This window comes from Actinocorallia libanotica (assembly GCF_039525175.1).
In the GTDB taxonomy this organism is placed as follows: domain Bacteria; phylum Actinomycetota; class Actinomycetes; order Streptosporangiales; family Streptosporangiaceae; genus Actinocorallia; species Actinocorallia libanotica.
Window position 1 is genome coordinate 39,506 of sequence record NZ_BAAAHH010000019.1, and the last position, 26,236, is coordinate 65,741.

The 26,236-nt window shown below is 72.9% G+C and carries 25 protein-coding genes; 12 read left to right on the plus strand and 13 right to left on the minus strand.

Going from position 1 to position 26,236, the window contains the following annotated elements; translation table 11 throughout:
- Positions 1-182: 182 nt before the first annotated feature.
- The 4 genes from ABD140_RS22200 to mtrA form a co-directional block, all read right to left on the minus strand.
- Complete coding sequence (locus ABD140_RS22200; RefSeq protein ID WP_344242846.1) at positions 183-833, minus strand: ComF family protein; 651 nt, start codon at positions 831-833, stop codon at positions 183-185.
- Between the two features lie 72 nt (positions 834-905).
- Positions 906-2,684: an LpqB family beta-propeller domain-containing protein gene (locus ABD140_RS22205; protein WP_344242847.1), complete on the minus strand. Its 1,779-nt coding sequence runs from the start codon at positions 2,682-2,684 to the stop codon at positions 906-908.
- Positions 2,681-4,258 carry an MtrAB system histidine kinase MtrB gene (gene mtrB, locus ABD140_RS22210; protein WP_344242848.1) on the minus strand — a complete coding sequence of 526 codons (1,578 nt, stop codon included), beginning with the start codon at positions 4,256-4,258 and terminating at the stop codon, positions 2,681-2,683. Before mtrB ends, ABD140_RS22205 begins: the two co-directional genes overlap by 4 nt.
- Positions 4,259-4,279: 21 nt before the next feature.
- Positions 4,280-4,957, minus strand: coding sequence for an MtrAB system response regulator MtrA (gene mtrA / locus ABD140_RS22215; protein WP_106397618.1), 678 nt, complete (start codon positions 4,955-4,957; stop codon positions 4,280-4,282).
- A gap of 246 nt (positions 4,958-5,203) precedes the next feature.
- Here mtrA and ABD140_RS22220 point away from each other — a divergent pair, with 246 nt between their 5' ends.
- The 6 genes from ABD140_RS22220 to secA all read left to right on the plus strand — a co-directional run bounded on the left by ABD140_RS22220 (position 5,204) and on the right by secA (position 13,200).
- Positions 5,204-6,166 (plus strand): glycerophosphoryl diester phosphodiesterase membrane domain-containing protein, encoded by a 963-nt coding sequence (locus ABD140_RS22220; RefSeq protein ID WP_344242849.1) that lies wholly within the window; start codon positions 5,204-5,206, stop codon positions 6,164-6,166.
- Positions 6,167-6,180: 14 nt separating this feature from the next.
- Entirely contained in the window at positions 6,181-6,801 is a 621-nt protein-coding gene (locus ABD140_RS22225; protein WP_344242850.1) for a DUF4129 domain-containing protein, read from the plus strand.
- The gene (locus ABD140_RS22230) at positions 6,798-7,967 is read left to right on the plus strand and encodes a DUF4350 domain-containing protein (RefSeq protein ID WP_344242851.1); all 1,170 of its coding nucleotides are present in this window, start codon (positions 6,798-6,800) and stop codon (positions 7,965-7,967) included. The genes ABD140_RS22225 and ABD140_RS22230 overlap by 4 nt, the downstream gene beginning before the upstream one ends.
- Positions 7,964-8,944, plus strand: coding sequence for an AAA family ATPase (locus ABD140_RS22235; RefSeq protein ID WP_344242852.1), 981 nt, complete (start codon positions 7,964-7,966; stop codon positions 8,942-8,944). The genes ABD140_RS22230 and ABD140_RS22235 overlap by 4 nt, the downstream gene beginning before the upstream one ends.
- Positions 8,944-10,236 carry a DUF58 domain-containing protein gene (locus tag ABD140_RS22240; RefSeq protein ID WP_344242853.1) on the plus strand — a complete coding sequence of 431 codons (1,293 nt, stop codon included), beginning with the start codon at positions 8,944-8,946 and terminating at the stop codon, positions 10,234-10,236. Before ABD140_RS22235 ends, ABD140_RS22240 begins: the two co-directional genes overlap by 1 nt.
- Positions 10,237-10,446: 210 nt before the next feature.
- A complete protein-coding gene (secA, locus tag ABD140_RS22245; RefSeq protein WP_344242854.1) occupies positions 10,447-13,200 on the plus strand; it encodes a preprotein translocase subunit SecA in 2,754 nt (917 codons plus the stop codon).
- 79 nt (positions 13,201-13,279) lie between these two features.
- Here secA and ABD140_RS22250 read toward each other — a convergent pair whose 3' ends face one another.
- The gene (locus ABD140_RS22250; protein ID WP_344242855.1) at positions 13,280-13,750 is read right to left on the minus strand and encodes an Rv3235 family protein; all 471 of its coding nucleotides are present in this window, start codon (positions 13,748-13,750) and stop codon (positions 13,280-13,282) included.
- Positions 13,751-13,863: 113 nt separating this feature from the next.
- On the minus strand, positions 13,864-14,598 hold the full coding sequence (locus tag ABD140_RS22255; RefSeq protein WP_344242856.1) for a GntR family transcriptional regulator: 735 nt from the start codon (positions 14,596-14,598) through the stop codon (positions 13,864-13,866).
- Positions 14,599-14,731: 133 nt separating this feature from the next.
- Between ABD140_RS22255 and ABD140_RS22260 the strand changes: the two genes are divergently transcribed.
- The 3 genes from ABD140_RS22260 to ptsP all read left to right on the plus strand — a co-directional run bounded on the left by ABD140_RS22260 (position 14,732) and on the right by ptsP (position 17,799).
- Complete coding sequence (locus ABD140_RS22260; RefSeq protein ID WP_344242857.1) at positions 14,732-15,775, plus strand: SIS domain-containing protein; 1,044 nt, start codon at positions 14,732-14,734, stop codon at positions 15,773-15,775.
- 85 nt (positions 15,776-15,860) lie between these two features.
- The gene (locus ABD140_RS22265) at positions 15,861-16,133 is read left to right on the plus strand and encodes an HPr family phosphocarrier protein (RefSeq protein ID WP_344242858.1); all 273 of its coding nucleotides are present in this window, start codon (positions 15,861-15,863) and stop codon (positions 16,131-16,133) included.
- On the plus strand, positions 16,126-17,799 hold the full coding sequence (gene ptsP, locus ABD140_RS22270) for a phosphoenolpyruvate--protein phosphotransferase (protein WP_344242859.1): 1,674 nt from the start codon (positions 16,126-16,128) through the stop codon (positions 17,797-17,799). The genes ABD140_RS22265 and ptsP overlap by 8 nt, the downstream gene beginning before the upstream one ends.
- Positions 17,800-17,839: 40 nt before the next feature.
- Here ptsP and ABD140_RS22275 read toward each other — a convergent pair whose 3' ends face one another.
- From ABD140_RS22275 to ABD140_RS22285, 3 genes are all read right to left on the minus strand, one after another.
- Positions 17,840-18,886, minus strand: coding sequence for a phosphotransferase family protein (locus ABD140_RS22275; protein ID WP_344242860.1), 1,047 nt, complete (start codon positions 18,884-18,886; stop codon positions 17,840-17,842).
- Entirely contained in the window at positions 18,883-20,208 is a 1,326-nt protein-coding gene (locus ABD140_RS22280) for an acyl-CoA dehydrogenase family protein (RefSeq protein WP_344242861.1), read from the minus strand. The genes ABD140_RS22275 and ABD140_RS22280 overlap by 4 nt, the downstream gene beginning before the upstream one ends.
- 135 nt (positions 20,209-20,343) lie before the next feature.
- Positions 20,344-20,991, minus strand: a complete 648-nt coding sequence (locus tag ABD140_RS22285; RefSeq protein WP_344242862.1) for a TetR family transcriptional regulator — start codon at positions 20,989-20,991, stop codon at positions 20,344-20,346.
- 150 nt (positions 20,992-21,141) lie between these two features.
- Here ABD140_RS22285 and ABD140_RS22290 point away from each other — a divergent pair, with 150 nt between their 5' ends.
- The gene (locus ABD140_RS22290; RefSeq protein ID WP_344242863.1) at positions 21,142-21,729 is read left to right on the plus strand and encodes an RNA polymerase sigma factor; all 588 of its coding nucleotides are present in this window, start codon (positions 21,142-21,144) and stop codon (positions 21,727-21,729) included.
- A gap of 2 nt (positions 21,730-21,731) precedes the next feature.
- Positions 21,732-22,604, plus strand: coding sequence for a hypothetical protein (locus tag ABD140_RS22295; RefSeq protein WP_344242864.1), 873 nt, complete (start codon positions 21,732-21,734; stop codon positions 22,602-22,604).
- A gap of 6 nt (positions 22,605-22,610) precedes the next feature.
- Here the strand turns inward: ABD140_RS22295 and ABD140_RS22300 are convergent, their stop codons facing one another.
- Together ABD140_RS22300 and ABD140_RS22305 are read right to left on the minus strand one after the other, a co-directional pair.
- Positions 22,611-23,111 carry a DUF6912 family protein gene (locus ABD140_RS22300; protein ID WP_344242865.1) on the minus strand — a complete coding sequence of 167 codons (501 nt, stop codon included), beginning with the start codon at positions 23,109-23,111 and terminating at the stop codon, positions 22,611-22,613.
- A gap of 52 nt (positions 23,112-23,163) precedes the next feature.
- Positions 23,164-23,805 carry an HAD family hydrolase gene (locus tag ABD140_RS22305; protein ID WP_344242866.1) on the minus strand — a complete coding sequence of 214 codons (642 nt, stop codon included), beginning with the start codon at positions 23,803-23,805 and terminating at the stop codon, positions 23,164-23,166.
- A 62-nt stretch (positions 23,806-23,867) separates the two neighbouring features.
- On the opposite strand from ABD140_RS22305, the gene ABD140_RS22310 reads away from it, so the two are divergent.
- The gene (locus tag ABD140_RS22310) at positions 23,868-24,386 is read left to right on the plus strand and encodes an acyl-CoA dehydrogenase family protein (RefSeq protein WP_425544142.1); all 519 of its coding nucleotides are present in this window, start codon (positions 23,868-23,870) and stop codon (positions 24,384-24,386) included.
- On the opposite strand, the gene murQ is transcribed toward ABD140_RS22310, so the two are convergent.
- Positions 24,359-25,288 (minus strand): N-acetylmuramic acid 6-phosphate etherase, encoded by a 930-nt coding sequence (gene murQ / locus ABD140_RS22315; RefSeq protein ID WP_344242867.1) that lies wholly within the window; start codon positions 25,286-25,288, stop codon positions 24,359-24,361. The two genes, ABD140_RS22310 and murQ, sit on opposite strands and share 28 nt — an antisense overlap.
- Positions 25,285-26,208, minus strand: a complete 924-nt coding sequence (locus ABD140_RS22320; RefSeq protein ID WP_344242868.1) for a MurR/RpiR family transcriptional regulator — start codon at positions 26,206-26,208, stop codon at positions 25,285-25,287. Before ABD140_RS22320 ends, murQ begins: the two co-directional genes overlap by 4 nt.
- Between the last annotated feature and the right edge of the window lie 28 nt (positions 26,209-26,236).

The window sequence follows — 26,236 nt, forward strand, 5'->3', positions numbered from 1 at the left end:
CGGGTGCCATGTCAGAACGCTAGCCTCTCGCGCCCCGAATGTCATCGGGGTCAAGTGCGGCAAATCTCACTTACCGTGATCATGATGGCGGAGAAAACCCTTCACCCTCCGGCCCGTGCCGTTCTCGGCGTGTTCTGTGGTCCTTCTTCGGGTATAAGTTTGTTTCCGGTATTTTGGTTTGTTTATAGATAATCGCAAGATTTACTAGGTTCTGTCCGAGCGAGAACCACGGCCCCGGCCGGCACCGCCCCCGCGGCCCGCAGCGCCCGTCCCGCCTCCGCCAGCGACGCGCCCGTCGTCACCACGTCGTCCACCAGGAGCACGGACGCCCCCGCCACCGGACGCGCCGCCCGCAGCCCGCCGGCGAGGTTGGCCCGGCGCTCCGCCGAGCCCAGCCCCACCTGCTCGGCGACGCCCCGCCGCTGCCGCAGCACCGGAGCGCAGCGCGCCGCCCACCCCGCCTCCCGCAGCGCGGCCGCGGCCGCCCCGGCCATGAGGAGCGTGGCGTCACGCCCCCGCCGCCGCACGGCGCGCCGGGAGGAGGGCACCGGGACGAGCAGCACGGGCCCCATCGGCCAGCGGGCCGCCACCAGCCCCGCCAGGGCCCGCCCCAGGGGGACGGAGAGCGCCGCACGCCCTCTCTCCTTGTGCGCGAGCACCAGCGCCCGCAAAGCCCCTTCGTAGTCGCCCAGGGCCCACACGGGCGGCCTGTCCGCCACCGCCACGCCCGGCCCCGCCAGCCGTCCGGCGCACCGGGCGCACACCTGCGGCCCCGGCGTCCGGCAGCCCGCGCACCGGCCGGGCAGCAGCAACTCCACGAGCGCTCCGAACACGCCGCCCATCCTCGCCCCGGGGCACGACGGAACGGCCGTCCTCCTCCACAGGAGCGGTGGCCGGGGGCGCGATCAGCCCGGGTACACCGGGGAGAAGCCGTTGATGTTGCAGTCCCACGTGCTGAAGCGGGGATCCTCGTTGAACGACTGCAGGCAGGTGGACGACGCCTGGCTCTCCTTGCCGGGCGCGATGCCCAGCAGGATCTCCTCGCCCGGCGCCGCGGTGATGCTCACCGGCGTGCCCTCGAAGCTCCCGCCGATCGCCCGGATCGAGCCGCCGCTGATCGGCACCTCGTAGGGCAGGATGCTCGTGGAGGCGCCGACGGTGCCCAGCACCGCCAGGGTGTCGGCGTCGCGCCAGGCCAGGTCGACCAGCGAGCCGAGCTCGGCGTTGATGGAGTGGAAGCCCAGCGAGTAGGTGTCGTCCGAGGAGTCGTCGGGCGCGATCCGGCCGATCTGGATCTCGGTCTGGGTGCCGTCGCCGATCAGCGCGGCGACGCGCACCCCGTCCCGCGCCACGCGCAGCGCCTTGATCTGCTGGCCGGGCCGCAGCTCGGCCAGCGGAGGGAGCTTCACCGCCTTGGCCTGGCCCGGCCGGAGCAGCCACAGCGTGGAGGAGCGGCCCTTGTTCTGCACGATCCACAGGTTCCCCGCCCGGTCCCAGGACGGCCGCAGCAGCGTCGCGCCCTTCTCGGGCCCGAGGACCTGCCGGATCTGGCCGCCGCTCAGGTCGCCCACGAACAGCGCCTGGCCGGAGACCCCGGCGAACTGCTGCCCGTTGAGCGCCACCGCGGCGTCCCGGAAGGTGCGGCCGCGCAGCGCCGGCACGACGGCGGCCTCGCTGCCCTGCAGCAGGGCGAGCCGGCCGTCGGCGGACAGCAGGTACGGGGACCCGCCGGTGATCCTGCCCGGCGCGTCCGGGCCGAGCTCCTCCCAGCGCTTCTTCTCCTGGACGTCCAGGCCGTCGCTGGTCCGCCGGGTGCGGCCGTCGATCTGCAGCCGCATCGCCCGGATCTCGGTGAGCTGCCCCAGCGTCCACAGCAGCTGCGCCGACATGTGGTCGACGTTGCCCGACGCCGCCTCCTCGCTGAGGTTGACGGTGGCGACGTCCTCGTCCAGGCGCACCCTGCCCAGCAGGTGGGTGCCCTGGGGGAAGGAGGAGACCACCGCGCCGCCCAGCCACGGCACGGTCTTGCTCAGCAGCGACTCCACCAGCTGGCTGGGCAGGTCCGGGCGGTTGAGCAGCGGCAGGAACACCGAGTCGGGCACCAGGGACTGCCGGTCCGGCGCGAAGTGGTACAGGTTGGTGGTGCGGAACACCCGGTCGACGTCGCTGCGGTAGAGCACCAGCTCGTCGGGGTGCCCGACGATCCGCCAGCGCTCGGGCGTGACGCGCCGCAGGGCGAAGGTCACCTCGTGGTTGGGCTCGTTGAGCGCCTCGTACTGGCCCGAGGAGCTGATCTGGCCGAGCCGGGTGCCGTACAGCTGGACCGTCGCCTCGTCGCCCTCCTCGGTGACGGGCGGCAGCAGGGTGGGCTCGGAGAACTCGGGGTCGTCCAGGACCGTCACCTTGGGGCGGCCCTCGGGCCGCCAGGTCTCGCCCTCGGCCAGGTAGGCGCGCAGCGACTCGCGGTCGTTGTCGAAGTTGGCCATCGCCACGAGGTAGCCGCGCACGAGCTCCTCGGCGGACCAGCCGTCCTGGGGCCGGGTCGGGACGACCCGGACGTAGGGCTCGTCGAAGGCCTCGGTGCGCTCGCCGTTGTCCTGCGCGGTGACCCAGCCGCCCGCCGGGATGCCCGCGCAGCCCGAGAGGCAGGAGACGGTCAGGAGCGCGGCGATGATGCGCTTCACTCGGCGGCCTCCAGATCGGCGAGGTCGGCCAGGTCGGCCCGGTTGAGCTCCACGTCGGCGGGGACCAGCGGCAGCGGCGAGCCCCGCAGCTCCGTCCCGGCGCTGCGGGGCAGCGACAGCCGGAACTGCGAGCCCACGCCCGGCTCGCCCCAGGCCTGGAGCCAGCCGCCGTGCAGCTGGGCGTCCTCGCGGGAGATCGACAGGCCGAGGCCGGTGCCGCCGATGGTGCGGGCCCGCGACGGGTCGGCCCGCCAGAACCGGTCGAACACCATCTGCGCCTCACCCGCCTTCAGGCCGGTGCCGTGGTCGCGGACGGCCAGCGCGACGGCGTCGCGGTCGGCGGCGACGGTGACCACGATGTCCTTGCCCTCGCCGTGCTCGACGGCGTTGAACAGCAGGTTGCGCAGGATGCGGGCGACGCGGCGGCGGTCCACCTCGGCCATGCACGCCTCGCCCGGCAGCTTGAGGACGATCTTCGTGCCGCGCCGCTCCGCCACGTCCTGCACGTCGTCGACGGCGGTCAGCACCAGTTCGCGCACGTCCACCGACTCGGCGTCCAGGGTGGCCGCGCCCGCGTCGTGCCGGCTGATCTCCAGCAGGTCGGCCAGCAGCGACTCGAACCGCTCCATCTGGCTCTGCAGCAGCTCGGCCGAGCGCGCCACCATCGCCTGGAAGTCCTCGCGGTTCTCGTACAGCATGTCCGCGGCGATCTTCATGGTGGTGAGCGGGGTGCGCAGCTCGTGCGAGACGTCGGAGACGAACTGCCTCTGCACCTGGGACAGGCCCTCCAGCTCGGAGATCTTCTCCTGCAGGGTGGTGGCCATGTCGTTGAAGGAGCGGCCGAGCTTGGCCAGGTCGTCCTCGCCGCGCACCTTCATGCGCTCGTCCAGCTGGCCCGCCGCCAGCCGCTCGGCGGACTGGGCGGCCAGCCGCACGGGGACGACGATCTGCCGCGTCACGATCGAGGCGATCGCCGCGAGCAGCAGCACCAGCGTCACGCCGACGCCGACCATGGTGCGCTGCACGAAGACGAGCGTGCGCTGCTCCTGCTGGAGCGGGAAGAGGTAGTACAGCTCGTACGGGCCGTCCCGGGCGCCGGCGATCAGCGCCGCCTCGTCCTCGTGGTACTGGCGCATCAGCTTGCCGATCCACACCTTGGCGCCGGGCTCCCGGTTGATCTCCGAGGTGAGCTGCGGCGGGACGCTCGCCGGATCGAGGTCGTTGGTGGGCAGCCCCCCGTTGGTGTCCTCCCGGGTGTCGCGCAGGTACACCTCGTAGCGCCCGGACGGCCCGCTGCGCGCCGCCAGCTCCTTGGCGACCCGCTCGGCCACCGAGTCGCCCTGGGTGCGCTTGAGGATGCCCAGGCCCTCGTTGAGCTGCTGGACGGCCGACTCGCCGCGGCTCTCCAGCAGCGCGGTGGTGATCTGCTGCATCAGGAAGACGCCCAGGACCACCGCGACGACCGTCGACAGCAGCAGGGTGGTGGTGACCACCCTGACCTGGATGGATCTGCGCCAGCGCAGGGAGGAGCGGCGCCACAACCCGCGGACCAGCCGCAGGAGGGTGGTCTTCATGGGGGGTCGGCTTCCTTCTGGCTAGGCCGGACCGGCCTTGTAACCCACGCCTCGCACGGTGACGACGATCTCCGGCCGCTCCGGGTCCTTCTCGATCTTGGCGCGGAGCCGCTGGACGTGCACGTTGACCAGCCGGGTGTCGGCGGCGTGCCGGTAGCCCCACACCTGCTCGAGCAGGACCTCGCGGGTGAAGACCTGGCGCGGCTTGCGGGCCAGCGCCACCAGGAGGTCGAACTCCAGGGGGGTCAGCGGGATGTGCTTGTCGCCGCGCTTGACCGAGTGCCCCGCCACGTCGATCGAGATGTCGCCGATCTGCAGCGTCTCGGGGGCGGGCTCGTCGGTGCGGCGCAGCCGGGCGCGCACCCGGGCGACCAGTTCCTTCGGCTTGAAGGGCTTGACCACGTAGTCGTCGGCGCCGGACTCCAGGCCGAGCACCACGTCCACGGTGTCGCTCTTGGCGGTCAGCATGACGATCGGCACGCCGGACTCGGCGCGGATCTGGCGGCACACGTCGATGCCGTCGGCGCCGGGCAGCATCAGGTCCAGCAGCACGAGGTCGGGCCGGGTCTCCCGGAACGCCTCCAGCGCCTTGTCGCCGTCGTGCACGAACGACGGTTCGAAGCCTTCGCCGCGCAGCACGATGCCGAGCATCTCAGCGAGCGCCAGGTCGTCGTCGACGACCAGTACACGTCCTCTCATGCGCCCTCATCGCCGTTCTCTCGGGGTTCCCTGAGGTTCCCTCGGGGCCATCATCGCCGGTCGAGCCAGGTTACCCACGTTTTACCAGTGCCGGGGTCCCTAATCGGGGAAACAGCGGCGATCTCTCCGTAACGCCATGTACGCTGCGTTCCGATTCGCCTACGACACGCGATATTTGCACCACCTGGGGAGGGGGACGGGTGTTGGGAATCTCCTGGATATAAGGACACATGGCAGGATGGCCCCGTGCGAGTCGACCGGGCCGAACTGCTCGGCGGGGAGATCCCGCTGCGGCCGCTCAGTGTGGCCGAGACACTGGACGCCGCGCTGGTCGTGCTGCGCAGGTTCCCGCGCGCGGTGCTGGGGCCGGCGGCGGCGATGGTGGCAGTCCTCCAGATCCTGGTGACCGTCACCGGCTACTTCTTCATCGGCGGCACCGACGAATACACCCCCGGCTTCCTGCTCCGTTCGGTGGGGGAGCAGGCGACGCTGGCCGCCTTCGGCGCGCTGGCGTCCGCGCTGGTGGTCCTGGTGCTGGCCGGGCTGCTGGCGCCGGTGATCGCGCGCTCCTTCTTCGGGCGGCGTGTCGACTTCCGCGCCGTCTGGGGGGACTCCAGGCCCCGGCTGAAAGGCCTGGCCGCGGTCGCGGCGGCGCTCGGCCTCGGCGTGCCGCTGCTGGGCATGCTGGCGCTGGCGCCGTTCGTGGCGGTCGCCGGCGCCGGGGGCCCGCGCGGGACCGCCGTGCTGCTGGGACTCCTCGGCCTCCCGCTGGGGCTGGTGCTCGGCGTCTGGCTCTACACCCGGTACGTGCTGGCCGCGCCCGCCGTCGTCCTGGAGCGCCGGGGCGCGCGCGCCGCCCTCGCGGCGTCCGCGCGGCTGGTCGGCGGGCAGTGGTGGAAGACGTTCGGGGTCCTGCTGCTCACCACGGTCCTCACCACTTTCATGGGGCTGATCCTGCAGGTGCCGTTCCTGGTGGGCGGCCTGCTGTTCTTCGGCACCGACCCCCAGGGCTGGCAGGCGGTGGCCGCGACCGCCGTCGAGACCCTCGGGAAGATCGCCTCCGGGACGGTCACCGCCCCGTTCGAGGCGGCGGTGATCGTGCTGCTCTACCTGGACCGCCGCCACCGGCGGGAGGGCCTGGACCTGGAGCTCCAGCAGCGCGCCGAGGTGCCCGACGAGGACTTCACCGCCCTGTGGGCGCGCCCGTGAACCCGAGGAGCCCGATGAGCCCTTTCGAGCCGGTCGACCGGGAGACCGCGCGCAGGCTGGCCGAGGACGAGCTGGACAAGCCCGTCTACCACCGGGACCGCCCCTCCTTCGTCGACGACGTCCTGGACCAGATCAAGGAGTGGGTGAAGAAGATCCTGCCGGACGCCCCGGAGGCCGGGCCCGGCTCGGGAGGCGGCTCGTTCACCCTGGTCGTGCTGCTCCTGCTGGCGGTGGTGCTGGTCGCCGCGGTGTGGTGGTGGATGCGCGGGCGCGGCAACGTCAAGTCCCGCAAGGCGCTGCTGGAGGACGTGCCGAGCCGTTCGGTGGACCACCGCGCGGCCGCCGAGGCGCACGCCGCGGAGGGGCGCTGGGCCGAGGCGATCCGGGAGCGGCTGCGGGCGGTCGCCCGCGACCTGGAGGAGCGCGCGATCCTCGACCCGCGGCCCGGCCGCACCGCGCAGGAGCTGGCCGCCGAGGCCGCCGCGCTCCTGCCGGTGGACTTCGCGCCGGGCGTGGGCGTGTTCTACGACGTCTGGTACGGCGACCGGCCCGGCACCCCCGAGGGCTACCGGCTGCTGACAGACCTGGACCAGGCGGTGCAGGACGCCCGTCCCCGGCCGTTGGAGGCGGTGTGACGCAGACGGCGGCACCCGTGGAGAGCGCCGCGCAGGTCGCCGGACGGCGGGTCCGGCGCTGGCGGGGCATCGTCCTTCCGATCCTCGCCCTGGCCGTGATCGCGGTCCTGCTGGCGGCGCTCCGGCCCGAGCCGACCGGCGGCTACCTCGACCCCGAGTCCCCCGGCGGCAACGGCACCCGCGCCCTGGCCGAGATCGTGCGCCAGAACGGCACGCCCGTGACCGTGGCCCGCACGGCGCGGGAGGCGGCGTCGACGGCCACGCGCACGACCACGGTGGTGGTCGTGCGGTCCGAGCGGCTCACCAAGGAGGAGCTGAGGCGGCTGGCCTCCATGCCCGGCACGCTGCTGCTGATCGAGCCGACCGACGCCGCCCTGAAGCGGCTCGCGCCGGGCGTCACCCGGGCCACGACGGCGGCCGCGGACTTCGCGGTCCCCGGCTGCCCCCTGATGGAGGGCACCGGAACGGTGGCCTTCGGGGACTCCCAGCTCTACGACGCCCCCGACCAGGCGGTCACCTGCTACCGGGACCCGGAGGGGAACCGGGGCCGGCTGGTCGCCCTCGGGGAGTCGGTGTCCAAGCCCGTCACGGTGCTGGGCTCGGGGACCCCCCTCACCAACGACGAGCTGGACGAGGAGGGCAACGCGGCGCTGGGGATGGAGCTGCTGGGCGGGCCCGGCGGGGTCGTGTGGCTGATGCCCGACCTGCCCACCGAGGACGAGACCGGCGACGCGAGCCTGACCGAGCTGATCCCGCCCGGCGTCCCCCTCTTCTTCTGGCAGGTGTTCATCGCGGTCGTCCTCCTGGCCCTGTGGCGGATGCGCAGGCTGGGGCCGGTCGTGACCGAGCGGCTCCCGGTGGCCGTGCGCTCGGCGGAGACCGTCGAGGGCCGCGCCCGCCTCTACCGCGCGGCGCGGGCGCGCGACCGCGCGGCGCTGGCCCTGCGCGAGTCCGCGCGCGAGCGCTTCGTGCCGCTGCTCGGCCTGCCGCGCAGCGCCGCCGCCGACCCCGGCAAGGCCGAACAGGTCACCGCCCTGGTGACAGCACGCACGGGATGGGACGCGCAGACCGCCGGCTGGGCGCTGTACGGTCCCGATCCCGGGGACGACGCCGAGCTCGTCCGCCTGACCGATCTGCTGGACGACCTAGAGAAACGACTGCTATGAGCGACGAGACAGTGATCGACACGGGCGCCCCCGCGTCCGACGCCAGACGTGCACTCGGCGAGCTGCGAGGCGAGGTCGCCAAGGCCGTGGTGGGCCAGGACGCGGTGGTCACCGGGCTGGTGATCGCGCTGCTGTGCCGGGGCCACGTGCTGCTGGAGGGCGTGCCCGGCGTGGCCAAGACGCTCCTGGTGCGCACCCTGGCGCAGGCGCTGGAACTGGACTTCAAGCGGGTGCAGTTCACGCCCGACCTGATGCCGGGCGATGTGACGGGATCGCTGATCTACGACGCGAGGTCGGCGGAGTTCGAGTTCCGGCGGGGGCCGGTCTTCACCAACCTGCTGCTGGCCGACGAGATCAACCGCACGCCCCCCAAGACCCAGGCCTCGCTGCTGGAGGCGATGGAGGAGCGCCAGGTGTCGGTGGACGGCAGGCCGTTCGCGCTGCCCGACCCGTTCGTCGTCTGCGCCACCCAGAACCCGGTCGAGTACGAGGGCACCTATCCGCTGCCCGAGGCGCAGCTCGACAGGTTCCTGGTGAAGCTGACGGTGCCGCTGCCCACCCGGGACGAGGAGATCGGCGTGGTGCAGCGCCACGCGGCGGGCTTCGACCCCCGCGACCTCTCGGCGGTCAACGCCGTCGCCGGCGCCGCCGACCTCGACGCGGGCCGGGAGGCCGTGCGCCACCTGCACGTGGACCAGAAGGTCGTCGCCTACATCGTCGACCTGTGCCGGGCCACCCGGGAGTCGCCCTCGCTGCAGCTGGGCGCCTCCCCGCGCGGCGCGACGGCCCTGCTGAACACCTCGCGGGCCTGGGCGTGGCTGTCGGGACGCGACTACGTCACCCCCGACGACGTCAAGGCGCTGGCGCGGCCCACCCTGCGCCACCGCATCCAGCTCCGTCCGGAGGCCGAGCTGGAGGGGGCCACCACGGACGGGGTGCTCGAAGGGGTGCTGACGACCGTCCCCACGCCGCGGTAATGGCGCTCACGGGACGGGTGGGGCTGCTCGCGCTGCTGGCCGCGGTGCTTCCGCTGGTCTTCCCGTACGGCTGGGTGATCGGCGCGATCGCCCTGGTGCTCGTGGCGGCCGTGGTGGCGGACCTCGTGACGGCGGGGAACGTCCGGAAGCTGGTGCTGCACCGCTCGGGCGACACCAGCGTGCGGCTGGGCGAGACGGCCTCCGTCGGGCTGATCGTGGAGAACCTCGGGACGCGGCGGGTGCGCGCGGTCGTGCGCGACGCCTGGCCGCCGAGCGCGGGCGCCGCCCCGCGGACCGCCGAGGTCGTGCTGCCGCCGGGGGAGCGCCGGCGGATCGACCTGACGCTGACCCCCACCCGGCGCGGCGACAGGTCGTCGGTGTCGGTGACCATCCGCTCCACCGGGCCGCTGGGGCTGGCCGCCCGGCAGCTGACGCGGACCGCGCCGTGGACGGTGCGGGTCCTGCCCGCCTTCCCCTCCCGGCGGCACCTGCCCGCCAAGCTCCGCAGGCTCCGGGAGCTGACGGGGCAGCACGTCGCGCTCATCCGCGGCCAGGGCACGGAGTTCGACTCCCTGCGCGAGTACGTCCCCGGCGACGACGTGCGCTCGATCGACTGGCGGGCCACCGCCCGGCGCGGCGACGTGGTCGTGCGGACCTGGCGGCCGGAGCGGGACCGGCGCATCCTCCTCGTCCTGGACACCGGCCGCACCTCGGCGGGGCGGGTCGGCGACGTCCCGCGCCTGGACTGCTCGATGGACGCGGCGCTGCTGCTGGGCGCGCTGGCCTCGCGGGCCGGGGACCGGGTGGACCTGCTGGCCTACGACCGCCGGGAGCGGGCGCGGGTCGAGGGCGCGCCGCGCACCGGGCTGCTGCCGGCGATGGTGCGGGCGATGGCGCCGCTGGAGCCGGAGCTGATCGAGTCGGACGCGGCCGGGATGGTCTCGGCGCTGCTGGCCCGCGCCCGGCGGCGCAGCCTCGTGGTGCTGCTCACCGAGCTGAACGCCGCGGCGCTGGAGGAGGGGCTGATCCCGCTGCTGCCCCGGCTCACCGCCCGCCACCTGGTGATGATCGCCGCGGTCGCGGACCCGCGGGTGGCCGAGATGGCCGCCTCGCGCGGCGACCTGGCCGCGGTCTACGACGCGGCGGCGGCCGAGCGGGCGCGCGGCGAGCGGCGCCGGATCACCGCCGAGCTGCGCCGGTACGGGGTCGAGGTGGTGGACGCGCCGCCGGAGTCGCTGGCCCCGGCCCTGGCCGACGCCTATCTGGCGCTGAAGGCCGCCGGACGCCTGTGACCGCGCCCGCCGTCCTGGCCGGATGCGGTCAGGACGGCGCAAGTGGCGGGAACCGGCCGCGACGCCGGTCCGTTCACCTCGGGAAGGAATTGCGTGCGAGGGTGACCTGCACCATCCTGGACCTCGCCTAGGATGGACAGGCTAAGAGTGGTATGCGCGACAAGGGTTCCGCCCGCGTACGGCTATCCGATCTGCAAGGAGCTTCCGAGAGTGCCAGCTGTCATCGACAAGATTCTTCGCGCGGGCGAAGGCAAGGTCCTGCGCAAGCTCAAGCGGATCGCCAACCAGGTGAACTCCATCGAGGACGACTTCACGGAGATGAGCGACGCCGAGCTGCGCGCGCTCACCGACACCTACCGGGAGCGCCTGGCCGACGGCGAGACGCTGGACGACCTGCTGCCCGAGGCGTTCGCCACCGCCCGCGAGGCGGCGCGCCGGGTGCTGGGCCAGCGCCACTTCGACGTGCAGATCATGGGCGGCGCGGCGCTGCACATGGGCAACATCGCCGAGATGCGCACCGGTGAGGGCAAGACCCTCACCTGCGTGCTCCCCGCCTACCTCAACGCGCTGTCCGGCAAGGGCGTGCACGTCATCACGGTCAACGACTACCTGGCCAAGCGCGACGCCGAGTGGATGGGCCGCGTGCACCAGTTCCTCGGCCTCGAGGTCGGCGTGATCCTGGCGAACATGCAGCCGGAGGAGCGCCGCAAGGCCTACAACGCCGACATCACCTACGGCACGAACAACGAGTTCGGCTTCGACTACCTGCGCGACAACATGGCCTGGTCGCTGGAGGAGTGCGTCCAGCGCGGCCACAACTTCGCGGTCGTCGACGAGGTCGACTCCATCCTCATCGACGAGGCGCGGACCCCGCTGATCATCTCCGGCCCCGGCGACCAGAACTCCAAGTGGTTCGGCGAGTTCGCCAAGATCGTGCCCCGGCTGAAGCGCGCCTCGGACAAGGAGTCCGACGACGGCGACTACCAGGTCGACGAGAAGAAGCGCACCGTGGGCATCCTGGAGTCGGGCGTGGAGAAGGTCGAGGACTGGCTCGGCATCGACAACCTCTACGACTCGGTCAACACCCCGCTGGTCGGCTTCCTGAACAACGCCCTCAAGGCCAAGGAGCTGTACAAGAAGGACAAGGACTACGTCGTCATGAACGGCGAGGTCCTGATCGTCGACGAGTTCACCGGCCGCATCCTGGCCGGCCGCCGCTACAACGAGGGCATGCACCAGGCCATCGAGGCCAAGGAGGGCGTGTCGATCAAGGACGAGAACCAGACGCTCGCCACGATCACCCTCCAGAACTACTTCCGCCTGTACTCCAAGCTCGGCGGCATGACCGGCACCGCGCAGACCGAGGCGTCGGAGTTCAACAAGATCTACAAGCTGGGCGTCATCCCGATCCCCACCAACCGCCCCATGCAGCGCATGGACGTGGCCGACGTGGTCTACAAGACCGAGGACGCCAAGTTCGAGGCGGTCGTGGAGGACATCGAGGAGCGGCACGCCAAGGGCCAGCCGGTCCTGGTCGGCACCACCTCGGTCGCCAAGTCCGAGAAGCTCTCCAAGATGCTGCGCAACCGCGGCATCCCGCACGAGGTCCTCAACGCCAAGCACCACGAGCGCGAGTCGGCGATCGTCGCCGAGGCCGGGCGCAAGGGCGCGGTCACCGTGGCCACCAACATGGCCGGCCGCGGCACCGACATCATGCTGGGCGGCAACCCCGAGTTCCGCGCCGACCTCGAACTGCACCGCCGCGGCCTGTCCCCGCTGGAGACGCCCGAGGAGTACGAGGAGGCCTGGGCCGAGGCGCTGGAGAAGGCCAAGGAGGACGTCAAGGGCGAGCACGAGATCGTCGCCGAGGCCGGCGGCCTGTACGTGCTGGGCACCGAGCGCCACGAGTCCCGCCGGATCGACAACCAGCTGCGCGGCCGCTCCGGCCGCCAGGGCGACCCGGGCGAGTCCCGGTTCTACCTGTCGCTGGAGGACGACCTCATGCGGCTGTTCAACTCCGCCCGGGTCGAGATGATCATGAACCGGCTCAACATCCCGGACGACCAGCCGATCGAGGCCAAGATCGTCTCCTCGGCGATCAAGTCGGCCCAGCACCAGGTCGAGCAGCAGAACTTCGAGATCCGCAAGAACGTCCTGAAGTACGACGAGGTGCTCAACCGCCAGCGCCAGGTGATCTACGCCGAGCGCCGCCGGGTGCTGGAGGGCGCCGACCTGCGCGAGCAGATCCGGCACATGATCGACGAGGTGATCGACGGCTACGTCGCCGGCGCCACCGCCGAGGGCTTCGCCGAGGAGTGGGACCTCGAGAAGCTGTGGAAGGCCTTCCAGCAGCTCTACCCGGTCTCCGTCACCGTCGACGAGGTGGTCGAGGAGGCCGGCGGCGACGTGCAGAACCTCAGCGCCGAGGGCATCGCCGACCGCATCCGCGAGGACGCGCAGGCCGCCTACGACAAGCGCGAGGCCGAGCTCGGCGAGGAGGTCATGCGCGAGCTGGAGCGCCGCGTCGTGCTGACCGTCCTGGACCGCAAGTGGCGCGAGCACCTGTACGAGATGGACTACCTCCAGGAGGGCATCGGCCTGCGCGCCATGGCGCAGCGCGACCCCCTGGTGGAGTACCAGCGCGAGGGCTACGACATGTTCGCCGCCATGATGGAGGCGATCAAGGAGGAGTCGGTCGGCTACCTCTACCACCTGGAGGTCGAGGTCGAGGAGCAGCCCGCCGCCAAGGTCGGCGCCGCTCCCGTCGCCGTGGCCGCCACCGCCGGCGGCCCGTCGCTGGACAAGCCCGAGCCCAAGAAGCTCGACTTCTCCGGCCCCGACGAGCAGGGCGAGGTGGAGCACCACACCGAGGAGGCCGAGGCGCTGCCCGAGGTCTCCCGCAACGACCCCTGCCCCTGCGGCAGCGGCAAGAAGTACAAGCGCTGCCACGGCGGCCGCCGCTGAGGCCCGACAGGCCCGGCATTCCGAGCGCCGCCCGTCCCCTCGGGGGACGGGCGCCGCTCGCCTTTTGCGGAGCGCGGGGTCAGGAGGGGACGACGGTCTCGATGGCGGCGCACTTCCAGCGGCCGCGCAGGAGGACGAGGCGCAGGGCGATGGGCTGGATGCGGCCGCCGATCACGACGGTGGCGGTGATCTCGGCGACGCCGTCGCGGGGCTCCTGGATGCGGCGGTTGCGGATGCGGGGGGCGCCGGGGCGGATCGGGAGGCGGCCGCGGGGGCGGGACGCCTGCCGGTTGAGGGCCCCGGCCAGCTCGGCGGTGGCCAGGGAGGCCAGCTGCTGGACGGGGCGGCGGCCGGCGAAGACCTCGGCGGCCACCCAGATCACCCGGTCGGCGGCGGGCCCGAGGGGCTCGACGCCGCCGGGGGCGCCCCTGGCCTGCTGCTCGCACGGATAGGGCTTGAAGGCGAGGCTCCCCCCGGTCTCGGGCGTCCAGTCCTCCCGGGCCGTGACGTCCATGACCGAGACCAGCCGTACCACTCGCAGACGCGGCATGCGTCCTCCTCTCAGGCGCGCGCCCTGTGCGCGCACCTGACAGAGGCCCGGAGGCGGCACGGTGATACGGGCCGCCCGGTAAATTCCGCGCCATGCCGCGGCCGGGGGAGGGGTCAGCGGGAGTGGGCGAGGCTGGTGTGGAGCCGGTAGCGGTCGGCGCGGTAGGCGGACTCGGTGAGCTCGGCGCAGGTGGAGTTCTGGTAGGAGCGGCGGCTCAGGAGCAGGACGGGGCTGCCGTGGGGGAGGTGGAGGAGGTCGGCGTCGCCGGGGGTGGCGATGCCGGCCTCGACGGTCTGGTCCCCGGAGTCGAAGACGACGCCGTAGCGGCGCTCCAGGAGGTCGTAGAGGGACTGGCCGGGGCCGCGTGCCGACAGGAGGTCGGGGGCCAGTGACGCGGGGATGTGGCAGCGCTCCAGGGCCATGGGGGTGCCGTCGGCGGTGCGCAGCCGCTCGATGACGTGCACGGGGACGCCGGGGGCCAGGCCGAGGCCCTTGGCCACGTGGCCGCTCGCCGGGAGGGTGCGCTGGTCCAGGTCGACCGAGCCGGGCACCATGCCGCGCGCCTTCATCTCGGCGGTGAAGGAGGAGCTCAGCCGCAGCGGCATGTCGATCTTGGGGCGGGCGACGAAGGTGCCCTTGCCCGGGACGCGGTACAGCCGGCCCTCGGCGACCAGCTGGTCCACCGCCTGGCGGACGGTCATCCGGGACAGGCCGTAGCTCTGGCACAGCTCCCGCTCCGAGGGCATGGGGGCGTCGACCCCGAGCGCGGACTCCTCGACCAGGTCGAGGAGGAGACCGCGGAGCTGCACGTACTTCGGCACCGGGCTGGAGGCGTCGATGGCGGCCAAGTCTTTACCACCTCGTGAGAGAAGGGCCTTTGAGGTCATGTTTCCATAACGGTAGAGTCCATACTGGTATGGTCCGGACTAGACCGGTTAAAGCCAGTGGAATCCGGTCAAAGTCACTCAAGGAGAGGAACCCATGCCCAGTCGGATGAGGCACGAGATCGGCGAGCAGCCCGAGGCGCTGCGCAGGACCATCGGCTCCCTGCTCCCCCGGATCGGCGAGCTGGAGAAGCTGGCGGCCGGCGCCCGGCAGGTGCTGTTCGTCGCCCGGGGCTCCTCCGACAACGCGGCCGTCTACGGCCGCTACCTGGTGGAGTCGCGCACCGGGAGGCTCGCCTCCCTGGCCGCGCCCTCCGTCGCCACGACCTACCGCAGCCGGATCGACCTCGACGGCGTGCTCGCGGTGGCGATCAGCCAGTCCGGCAGGACCGAGGAGATCGTCGAGACCATGGCCTGGGCGCGCGACTGCGGCGCCCGCACCGTCGCGGTGACCAACGGCCACGGCTCGCCGCTGGCCGAGGCCGCGGACGTGGCGCTGCTCACCGAGGCGGGCGAGGAGCTCGCGGTGCCGGCGACCAAGACCTACACCACCCAGCTGGCCGCGCTGGCGGTGCTGGGCGCGGGCCTGGGCGCCGACGTCGACACCGCCGACCTGGCGCGGGTCCCGGACGAGATCGAGCGCCTGATCGAGGCGACGGAGGCGGCCGAGGAGCTGCCCCTGATCGTCGCGGAGCTGGCCCGGGTGCAGGGCGTCGTGGTCTCGGCGCGCGGCCTGGCCTTCGGCACCGCGCTGGAGCTGGCGCTCAAGCTCAAGGAGGCCTGCTACCTGCACGCCATGGGCCTGTCGTACGCCGACCTCCTGCACGGCCCCATCGCGGTCGTGGACGAGCGGACCCCGGCGATCGTGCTGGGCGCGGCGGGCAGCCCGGTCCTGGCGGGCACGGCGGCCCTGGCGGCGCGGGTGACCGAGGCCGGGGCGCGCGCCTACGGGATCGGCGGGGGGCCCGCGCTGGCGGGGTCCTCCTCGCTGGCGCTGCCGGGCCCGGCGCTGCCGGAGTGGACGGCGCCCCTGGGCCTGATCGTGCCGGGTCAACTGGTGGTCGAGAGACTGGCACGGGCACTTGGGATTAATCCGGACGTTCCTCGTGGTTTGAATAAAGTGACCCAAACCGGTGTATAGCCTGGTTTACCTGTAAGCAAGATTTCCCGCTGTTCCGGCCGGGAGCGGACCGGCCCTCTGGAACAATCCACCTTGAAGGAGGATCATGGCTGAGCGTCTGGTGAGAGTCGAGTCCATGGTCGGCCTGCACTCCCGGCCGGCGGCGGAGTTCGTGAAGGCTGCGGCCCGGTGTCCGGTCGAAGTGAGTGTGGGGCGCCACACCGGGGAACTGGTCAACGCCAAGAGCATCCTGGCCGTCCTGGCCCTGGACGCCCGCCCCGGCGAGCACCTGCGGCTGTGCGCCGAGGGCGAGGGCGCGGAGGAGGTCCTGGACCGTCTGGCGAGCCTGTTCACGCAGTTCTCGGAGACGAATGCGTGAGCTCCTGGGCACGGGAGTCAGCTCCGGCGTAGGCGTCGGCCCCGTCCGTGTCGTGAGCGACACGGTGCCCGAGCCGCCCGCGGAGCCCTTCGTCGGCGATCCCCTCGCCGAGACCGAACGCGCCCTGGCGGCGCTGGAGGCCGTCGGGCGCGAGCTGGAGTCCCGGGCGCAGACCGCCGGAGGCGAGGCCAGGGACATGCTGGCGGCGCAGGCGCTGATGGCCCGCGACCCCGACCTGGCCGGCGAGATCAGGATCGGGATCTCCGCGGGGCTGACCGCGGCCCGCGCCGTGTACGAGTCGTTCGGCTTCTACCGGGAGCTCCTGTCGGGGGCGAGCGACTACATGTCCGCCCGCGTGAGCGACCTGGACGACGTGCGCGACCGCGCGGTGGCCCGCCTGATGTCGCTCGCCGTTCCCGGGGCGCCCGAGTCCGACGAGCCGTACGTGCTCATCACCCGTGATCTCGCCCCCGCCGACCTCGCCCTGCTCGACCCGCGGCGGGTCGTGGCGTTCGTGACCGAGGAGGGCGGCCCGATCGGGCACACCGCCATCCTCGCCCGCGCCATGGGCATCCCCGCCATCGTCTCCTGCCCCGGCGCGCTGGAGCTGAAGGACGGCGAGCGCGTCCTGGTCGACGGCGCCTCCGGGCGGCTGACCGTCGACCCCGAGGACGGGCAGATCAGCCGGGCCAGGGCCGCCGAGCGCGCCCGCGCCGAGGCCGTCGGCAGCGCCACCGGGCCCGGCCGCACCAAGGACGGCCATCCGGTCCCGCTGCTGGCCAACATCGGCGGCCCCAAGGACGTCGACCGCGCCCTGGCCAGCGGAGCCGAGGGCGTCGGCCTCTTCCGCAGCGAGTACCTCTTCCTCGACAGGGAGGTCCCGCTCACCGAGGAGCAGCAGATCGCCGCCTACCGCGAGGTGCTGGAGGCCTTCCCGCGCGTCGTCGTGCGGGTCCTGGACGCCGGCGCGGACAAACCGCTGCCGTTCCTGCCCCCGGCCGCGGTCGAGCCCAACCCCGCGCTGGGCGAGCGCGGCCTGCGCCTGCTGCGCCGCCACCCGCACGTGCTGCGCGGTCAGCTGCGCGCGCTGGCCAAGGCCGCCGAGGGCCTGCCCGCCGACCGCCTGCGCGTGATGGCGCCCATGGTCACCGACGCCGAGGAGGCGCGGCTGTTCACCGCGGCCTGCCGGGAGGCCGGGCTGATGCAGGCGGGCATCATGATCGAGGTCCCCGCCGCGGCCATCCGCGCCCGCGACATCGCCGAGGAGGTCGACTTCTTCAGCCTCGGCACCAACGACCTCGCCCAGTACGTCTTCGCCGTGGACCGCCAGGTCACCAGTCTCACCCGGCTGCAGGACCCGTGGCGGCCCGCCCTCCTGGACCTCATGGCCTTCGCGGCCGAGGCGGCCGTCGGCGCGGGCAAGGGCTGCGGGGTGTGCGGCGAGGCCGCCGCTGACCCGGTCATGGCCTGCGTGCTGGCGGGACTGGGCGTCACCAGCCTGTCGATGAGCGCGCCCTCCCTGCCCCTGGTGCGCGCCGCCCTGGCCGCCCACACCCTGGACGAGTGCCGTGCCGCGGCGGCCGCCGCCCGCGCCGCCCGCACCGAGTCCCAGGCCCGCCAGGCGGCGCGCGCCGCCCTCCCCGCGCTGGAGACCCTCGGCCTTTGACCGCGGGACGTGCCCGCGCGCACGTCCCGCGGCGGCCGGGTCAGTCCCGTTCGGTCAGCCGCACCGCCAGCGACCAGATCCAGCCCGCGTAGGCGTGCAGGCCGTCGCCCATCCGGCGGTTCATCCTCCCGTCGAGGGCGCGGAAGTAGCTGCCCTCCAGCAGAGAGGCCAGCCGGAAGCACGCCAGCACCTGGAACCAGGGGAAGTACGCGACGTCGCGGCCGGTCAGCTCGGCGTAGTGGGCGACGAGCTCGGCGCGGGAGGGCATGTCCTCCCACGGCTGCATCTGCGGGGTGCCGCCCGGCGGGTCGCCCTCCTCGCGCCAGGCGGTGAGGATCCAGGCGAGGTCCAGCAGGGGGTCGCCCAGGGCCGCCATCTCCCAGTCGACGATCCCCGCGACCTTCGGGGCGTCGTGGGCGTACATCACGTTCGCGAACTGGAGATCGCCGTGGACGACGCCGATGTGCGTGGTGGGCGGCGGGTTCTTCTGGAGCCATTCGGCGACCCTGGCGACGGCCGGCGACTCGTTCTCGCGGTACTCGGCGTTCTCCCGGTAGCCCTCCAGCATCTTCAGGTAGCGGGGGGTCTGGCGCTCCGTCCAGTTCTCGGTACGGCTGAGGCCGGTGAGACCCACCGCGTCCGGGTCGACGGAGCCCAGCGCGGCGGCGGAGGCGACGAGGTCGAACGAGACCGCGCGCCGCCAGGCGGGGTCGGCGGCGTACCGTCCGGGCAGCTCGCCGCGGGGCATGAAGCCGTCGATCTTCTCCAGGACGGAGAACGGAGCGCCGATGACGGAGTCGTCCAGGCAGCTCGCGTACAGGCGGGGGTGGGGGACGTCCGTGCCGGCCAGCGCGGTCAGGACGCGGCTCTCCCGCTCGAAGGCGGAGGTCGGGCTCTGGGCGGAGTACCGGCCGGGGCGGCGCAGCACCAGCTCGGCGCCGTCGGCGCGGCGCATCGTGAAGAGCAGGTTCTGCGCGCCGCCCTTCAGCGGGGTCAGGGACTCGACGGGGCCGTCGCCGGGCAGGCCGGCGAGACCGGGCCACTGGTTGAGGCGGTCGAGGTCGACGACCGGTTCGGCGGTGCTCACACCTTCTCCTCGATCTTCTTCAGCTGGGCGGCGTACTTCTCGCGGGCCGCCTCCAGGCGGGTGGGGACGTGGTAGGAGCCGAAGAAGCGGTCCTCGGCGGGCTCGGCCTCCTGGAGCAGGAGCCGCGCGACGACGTCCTTGTGGGTCTCGGTCGGGCCGTCCGCGATGCCGAGCGTCGGGCCGCTCTGCCACAGACGCATCAGCGGGAGCTCGTTGGAGACGCCGAGGGCGCCGTGGAGGTGGACGGTGCGGTAGGCGATGTCGACGAGCGTCTTGGGAGTGGCCGCCTTGACCGCGGAGATGTGCAGGCGCGCGGCCCTGGCGTGCTCGCGCTCGCCGGTGGCGTTGGCGCGGTCGACCTGCCAGGCCGCGTGCAGCACCTGGAGCCGGAACTGCTCCAGCTGGATCCAGGTGTCGGCGAGCTGCTGCCGGACGGCCTGCTGGTCGGACAGGGGGCCGCCGCGGGTCCGGCGGCTGACGATGCGCTCGCTCATCATCTCCAGGGCGCGCCGGCACTGGGCGACGGAGCGCATCGCGTGGTGCAGGCGCCCGCCGCCCAGGCGCGTCTGGGCGATGGCGAAACCCCGGCCCGGCTCGCCGAGCAGGTTCTCGGCCGGCACCCGGCAGCCGGTGAAGCGCAGGTAGCCGTGCCCGCCCTCGCCGAGGGGCTCGCCGCCCAGCCCCGTGCCGCGCACCAGCTCCATGCCGGGGGTGCCGCGGGGGATGAGGAGCATCGACGATCCCCGGTGGACGGGGACGTCCGGATCGGTGACGACCATGGCGATGACGAAGGCCGCGTAGGGGTAGTTGGACGCGAACCACTTCTCGCCGTCGATCACCCACTCGTCACCGTCGCGCACGGCGCGGCAGGTGAACCCGCCGGGGTCGGCGCCGCCGGTCGGCTCGGTCATCGCGTACGTCGAGACGGTGCGGCCGTCCAGCAGCGGCTCCAGGAACTCGCGCCGCTGCGCCTCGGTGCCGTAGTGCGCCAGGATCTCGGCGTTGCCCGAGTCCGGGGCCTGGGTGCCGAACACCATGGGCGCCCACATGCACCGGCCGAGGATCTCGTTGAGCAGCGCCAGCCCGACCTGCCCCATCCCCATGCCGCCCAGCTCCGGGGACAGGTGCGCCGCCCACAGCCCCTGCTCCCGCACCTGCGCCTGGAGCGGCCGGACGATCTCCCGGAAGACCCCGCTCTCCCGGTCGTACGGCTCGGTGGTGCCGGGGAACAGCAGGTCCAGCGGCTCGACCTCCTCCCGCACGAACCGGTCGGCCCAGTCCAGCTTCGCCTGGAAGTCGGGTTCGGTACTGAAGTCCCACATGCGGCCTCCTCCCATCAAGAATGATGTTCGAAACTTAGCAGAATGTCATTCTCAAAACCAGGAAGCTCGATCTGCGCCCGGGAACGCGAAAGCCGGGGCGCCCAGCGGCGCCCCGGCCGAACACGGGGGGAGGGCTCAGCGGGCGGCGGACGCGACGCCAGCGAGCAGGAACGAGACGAGGTGCTCCAGCTCGTCCTCGTCCGGCGCCTCCTCCTTGAACAGGTGGTACTGCATGGCCGCCACCGCCGACGTGGCGACGGTCCGCGCGGCCCGCACGGGATCGGCCGCCCCCAGCTCGGCCACCGGCCCGGCGAACGACTCCGCCAGCGACTCCGCCAGCGTCACCGCCATCTGCCGGCTCCCCGCCGACATGCTCGTGGCGTTGCCCAGCACCGCCCGGGTCTCGGCCGCCAGCTTCGCGTCCGCCGCCTGCTTCATGATCGCGACGATCCCCGCCCGCACCCGCTCCGCGGCCCCGCCCCCGGTGTCCATCCGATGCCGCACATACCCCGCGACGGCCCGCGCCCCCTCCTCCACGATCGCCGCCACCAGCGCGTCCTTGCCCGCGAAGTACCGGTAGAACGAGTCATTGGACAACCCCGCCGCCGCCACGATGTCCGCGACCCGGGGCCCCCGCCTCCCGCCCCCCTCGACCATCAGCGCCAGCCCCGCCTCCATCAGCGCCCGCACATCCGCCTGCGCCGTCTCCTCCACCGAGGCCACCCGCCGCCGCACGGCCCGCTCCGCCAGCGACCCCCGCTCCCGCCCACCCAGCTCACCCATAACGAGAATCATATTCCGCAATCCGAGAACCGTCTTCAACAAATATCCCGGCGCGGTGCCGCTCCCCGGCCGAGAACCCGGAAGGCCGTATCGGGAGACAAGGGGTGAAAACTTGCCCCTGAGAGCGGAGAACGAGATGAGGCGACCGGGATGACGGCGGTGGAAGCCGATCCGACCGAGGTCGACGACGGGGCGGTCATCCGGTCGTCTCTGGACGAACCGGAACGCTTCGCGGCGTTGTTCGACCGGTATGCACGGCAGGTGCACCAGTACGTGAGCCGGAGGCTGGGAACGCAGCTCGCCGACGACATCGTGGGGGAGACGTTCCTCATCGCCTTCCGGCGGCGGGAGACCTTCGACCCGGCGCGGACGCTGGCCAGGCCGTGGCTCTACGGGATCGCGACCACGCTCGTGGCCCGGCACCGGCGGAACGAGGAGCGGTTCCTGCGGGCGCTGAAGCGGACGGGAGCCGACCCCCTGCCCGAGCCCGTGGCCGAGGCGGTGGCGCGCCAGGTCACGGCCGGAGCCCAGGAGCGTGCTCTCGCCGGGGCGCTCGCCCGCCTTCCGCGCGGTGACCGCGACGTGCTGCTGCTGGTCGCCTGGGCGGACCTCAGCTACGAGGAGACCGCCCAGACGCTGGACATCCCCCTGGGCACCGTGCGCTCCCGGCTGCACCGCGCCCGCCGCAGGCTCCGGGAGGCGCTCGGCGGCGCCGATCCCACGCAGGAGGACAACTGACCATGGACGAGATGACCCTGCTCAAGGAGCTGCGTGCCGACAGGCCCGCCATGTCCGTGCGGGCCGAGGACGCGGCCCGCGCCCGCCTGCTCGCCGGGGCGGCCGGGCCCCCGGCGAGGTCCCGCCGTCCCCTGCACCTCGTGCTCGGCCTGGCGGCGGCCACGGCGGTGGCCACGGCCGCGACCGTCGTGGTGAACGCCTTCGGTCCCGAACCGGCCCGCGACTACGCCAACGCGGCGATGAAGATCGAGCGCGAGACCGGAACCTGGCGGGTCGAGATCAAGGACGCCTACGCCGACCCGGGCGAGTTCGCCGAGGCCTTCGCGAAGATGGGGCTGAGGGTGGAGTTGCGGATCGTTCCCGTCTCCCCTGGCAAGGAGCGCACGATCATCCGAATGGTGCAGGGACCCTCCGACGCCGCTCGAACGCATCCGGACGGAAGCACCTCTAGCTGGTCCGTCGACGACTGCCCCGCGGAAGGGACCGCGTGCCCGCTGGCCATGACGATCAGCGGAGACCCGGGAGGCGGGCGGCAGGTCTGGCTGGGTCGGGAGGCGCGTCCGGGGGAGCCCTACGCCGACGGCACCCCGGGCCTGCACCGGGAGCCCGTGCCGGGGCTGCGGCTGATCGGGCGGAACGTCCGGGACGCCACGGCGCTGCTGCGGGCGCGGGGGCTGAAGTCGGCCTTCCTCCTCGGCGAGTTCAAGCCGGACGGCTCCGGCAGCAGCTACGGGGTCGATCCCTCCTGGCGGCCGTCCGGTGAGAGGAAGGCCACCGACGCGTGGTACTTCAGCTCGGACACCGTCATGCTGCTGGTCTCCCCGCGCCCCGGGGATCCGGGCCCGACTCCCGACGCGAGCCCCCTCGGCGACTGACGGCGCTCAGAGGAGGTCGGGGAGCTCCTGGGTGGCGTACCACATGAGCTCGTGGCCCTCGGCGCCGTCGACGGTGAACTGGGCGTCGAGGTCGCCCTGGTCGGCGGCGCCGAGCGCCTTGGCGGCGGCGAGGATGTCGGGGGCGGCGTCGGGGTCGTCGACGTGGGCGGAGGCGACCCTCTTCAGGGGGATGGGGTCGCGGAGGCGGACCTGGGCTCGGTCGGTCTCGCCGAGGTTCTCGTATCCGCCCTCGTAGGCGACGGAGCCGTCGGGGACCTCGGCGGCCAGGACGACGCGGCGGGCCGGGGAGTCGGGGGCGCCGGCCAGCAGGCGGAGGCTGGCGCGGGCGGCCGACAGCATGGCGGCGTACTCCAGCTCCTCGGTGTCGCCGTCGGCGTACCACTCGCGCAGGGCGGGGGTGACCGCGTAGGCGTGGTGGACGGTCAGCTCGCCGTCGGCCAATGCCTGGGCCAGGAGCGGCAGCGTGGAGGGCAGGTAGACGCGCATTCACTCAGTGTGGCACGCCGGTCTCCCCGCCGGTGACCGGCGGGGAGGCGGGTCACAGGTCGACTTTCAGGAGGTCGGAGAGGGCGGCGCGGGTCTTGCCCGGGTCGGTGTGGTGCAGGCCGACCATGCCGACGCGCTCGGCCGCCTCGATGTTGGCCTCGATGTCGTCGATGAACACGCACTGGGCGGCCTCCAGTCCGAGGGCCTCCAGCGCGTGGTGGAAGATCTCCGGGGAGGGCTTGCGCATGCGCACCTCGCCGGAGATGACGACGGCGTCGAAGAGGTCGGTCCACCGGTCGCGCGGGTAGGTGTTGCCCCAGGAGTTGGACAGCAGGGCGGTGCGGAAGCCGCCCGTGCGGCACGCCTGGATGACCTCGTACATCGAGTCGACGGGGGCGAACTCGGCGAACATGCGGTCCAGGAGCCCGTCGGGGACGACGGGGGAGCCGTCGGTCAGGCGGAGCTCGGCGGCGAGCAGCCGCTCGAACTCCGCGGGCTCCAGCGAGCCGTCCTCCAGCCGGTGGATGAGGTTCTCGGTGGTGCCGCCGGCGTAGGCGGCGGTGAACCAGGAGCGCATGGTGTCCCGGTAGGTGGCGGCGTCGATGCGCTCCAGCGCCAGCCACTTGCGGGTCGCTTCGGCGAGGGGCTCGGTCAGCACCCCGCCCCAGTCGGTGATCACGCCGCGGAGGGTCATGCCCGCATCGTACGCGCCACCCTTGTAAGTGGCCTCTGACAGGGTCTGCGACACTGTGCCGCATGGACTTCGAACCGAGCCCGAAGGCGCGCGAGCACCTGGTCGAGCCGCAGGAGTCCATGGTTTCCCAGGCCCGGCCGGGGCCCTGCCGGATCCACCGCGCGATGCGGGCGATCGGCATGGCCGGGAGGGCGCTGGAGCCGATGGGCAGGCGGGCCGCCGAGCGCGTGGCGTTCGGCGGGCCCCCGGCCTCCCAGGATGCGGTGGGGCAGCAGATCGCCGAGTCGCGCACGGCGATCGAGCAGGCCCGTTCGCTCACCCTCGAGACCGCCTGGCCGATCGACGGGCACGGCGCCGAGGGGGCGCGGTCGGAGATCGCGGCGGTCGAGGCGGTCGCGCCGCGTGTCGCGTTCGAGGTGCTGGACGGGGCGATCCAGGTCCACGGCGGTGCGGGCGTCGGCGACGACACCCCGCTCGCCGCCATGTACACCTGGGCCGGGGCGATGCGGATCTTCGACGGGCCGGACGAGGCGCGCGTGCGCACCGTCGCCCGTCAGGAGCTCAGGCCGTACCTCTCCTGAGCGCCTTCGAGCAGCAGGAGCGCCTCGCGCACCGCGCCGCCGGCCTCTTCCAGGGCGGCGGCGGCGCGGGCCGGCGTCGTGTCGGCGAGCAGGGTGATCAGCGCCACCCGCGTGTCGCCGCCGGCCTCGGCCAGGGCGTGCTCGCAGGCGCGGGCGTCGAGGCCGGTGGCCTCCACGAGGATGCGGACCAGCCGGCGGCGCAGCTTGGAGTTGAGCGCGTTCACGCTGACCATGAGGTTGGAGTAGGTGCGGCCCAGGCGGACCATCACGGTGGTGGAGAAGGCGTTGAGCACCATCTTGGTGGCGGTGCCCGCCTTCATCCGGGTGGAGCCGCTGATCACCTCGGGTCCGGTGGCCAGCCCGACGTGCACGTCGACCTCGGTGCCGAACCACGACGAGGGGTTGGCCGAGATGAGGCCGGTGGCGGCGCCCACCGAGGCGGCGTGCCGCAGCGCGCCCACCACGTAGGGGGTGGTGCCGCTGGCGGCGATGCCGATGGCGAGGTCGCCCGCGCGTACGCTCGCGGCGTCGCGCGCGCCCAGGGAGACGTCGTCCTCGACGCCCTCGACCGCGTTCGACAGCGCCTCGTGGCCGCCCGCGTGGTGGGCGACGACCCATTCGGGCGGCGTCCCGTAGGTGGGCGGGAGCTCGGCGGCGTCGATGAAGCCGAGCCTGCCGGACGTGCCGGCCCCGAAGTAGTGCACGCGCCTTCCCCTGCGCAGTGCCTCGACGGCGAGGTCGGCGAGCTCGGCCACCTGCGGCAGCACCTCGGCGACGGCGCGGGGGGCGAGCTCGTCCTCCTCGTTGATGCGGCGCAGGACCTCCAGGGTGGGCAGGGTGTCGACGTCGAGCGTGCGCGGGTTGCGCTGCTCGGTGGGCAGATCGATGGGCAGCTCGCTCATCGCCTCTTCCTCTCTGGCCGGACACTTCGGCCGTGCACTGCGGTGTAGGTGGCCTGCAGGGCCTCCTTGGTGGGTTCGTAGGTCTGACGCGCGACGCCGACGAAGACGCAGTCGATCACGGTGAGCTGGGCGAGCCTGCTGGCGGTCGCGCCGGAGCGGAAGGTCGTCTCGCGGGCGGCGGTGGTCAGCACGAGGTCGGCCATCTCGGCGATGGGCGACTTGGGGAAGTTGGTGAGGGCGACGGTGGTCGCCCCCTTTCCCGCGGCGACGGCGAGCGCGTCGAGCGTTTCGACGGTGGTTCCGCTGTGCGAAATGCCGACCGCGACGTCACCCGGCTGGAGAACCGCCGCACTCGTCAGCATGATGTGGGCGTCGGACCACGCATAGGAGGTGTGGCCGATGCGGTGCAGCTTCTGCTGGAAGTCCAGCGCGACGAAGGCACTGGCGCCCACTCCGTAGACGTCGATCCGACGGGCGGCCACGACCATGTCGATCACCCGCTCCAACGTCTTCAGGTCCAGTTGCGCCGCGGTCTCCTCCACCGCCCGGGCGTCGGCGAAGGTGACCTTCTCAACAACATCCTCAAGCGTGTCATCGGGCCCGATGTCACTGCCCACCACCCTGCCCCCGGAGGCGGACTGCGCGCGTCCGGCCTCGGTGGCGAGCGTCAGCCGAAGTTCCGGGTACCCGGCGAATCCGATCGCGCGGCAGAACCGGATGACGGTCGTCTCCGAGGTCCCGCACGCCTGGGCGAGTTCGGTGATGGTGGAGGCGGCGACCCCCTCCGGGTCGTCCACCACGCGCTGGGCCACGCGCCGCTCGGCCGGTGGGAGGGAGGGCAGCAGTGACCGGACCCGGACCACCGTGCTCAGTGGAGGTGCTGCATGTCCCGCCGTGTCTTGACCTTCGGGTTTCCTCATGGAAGAAAGTTTCTTACAGGGGGTTGGT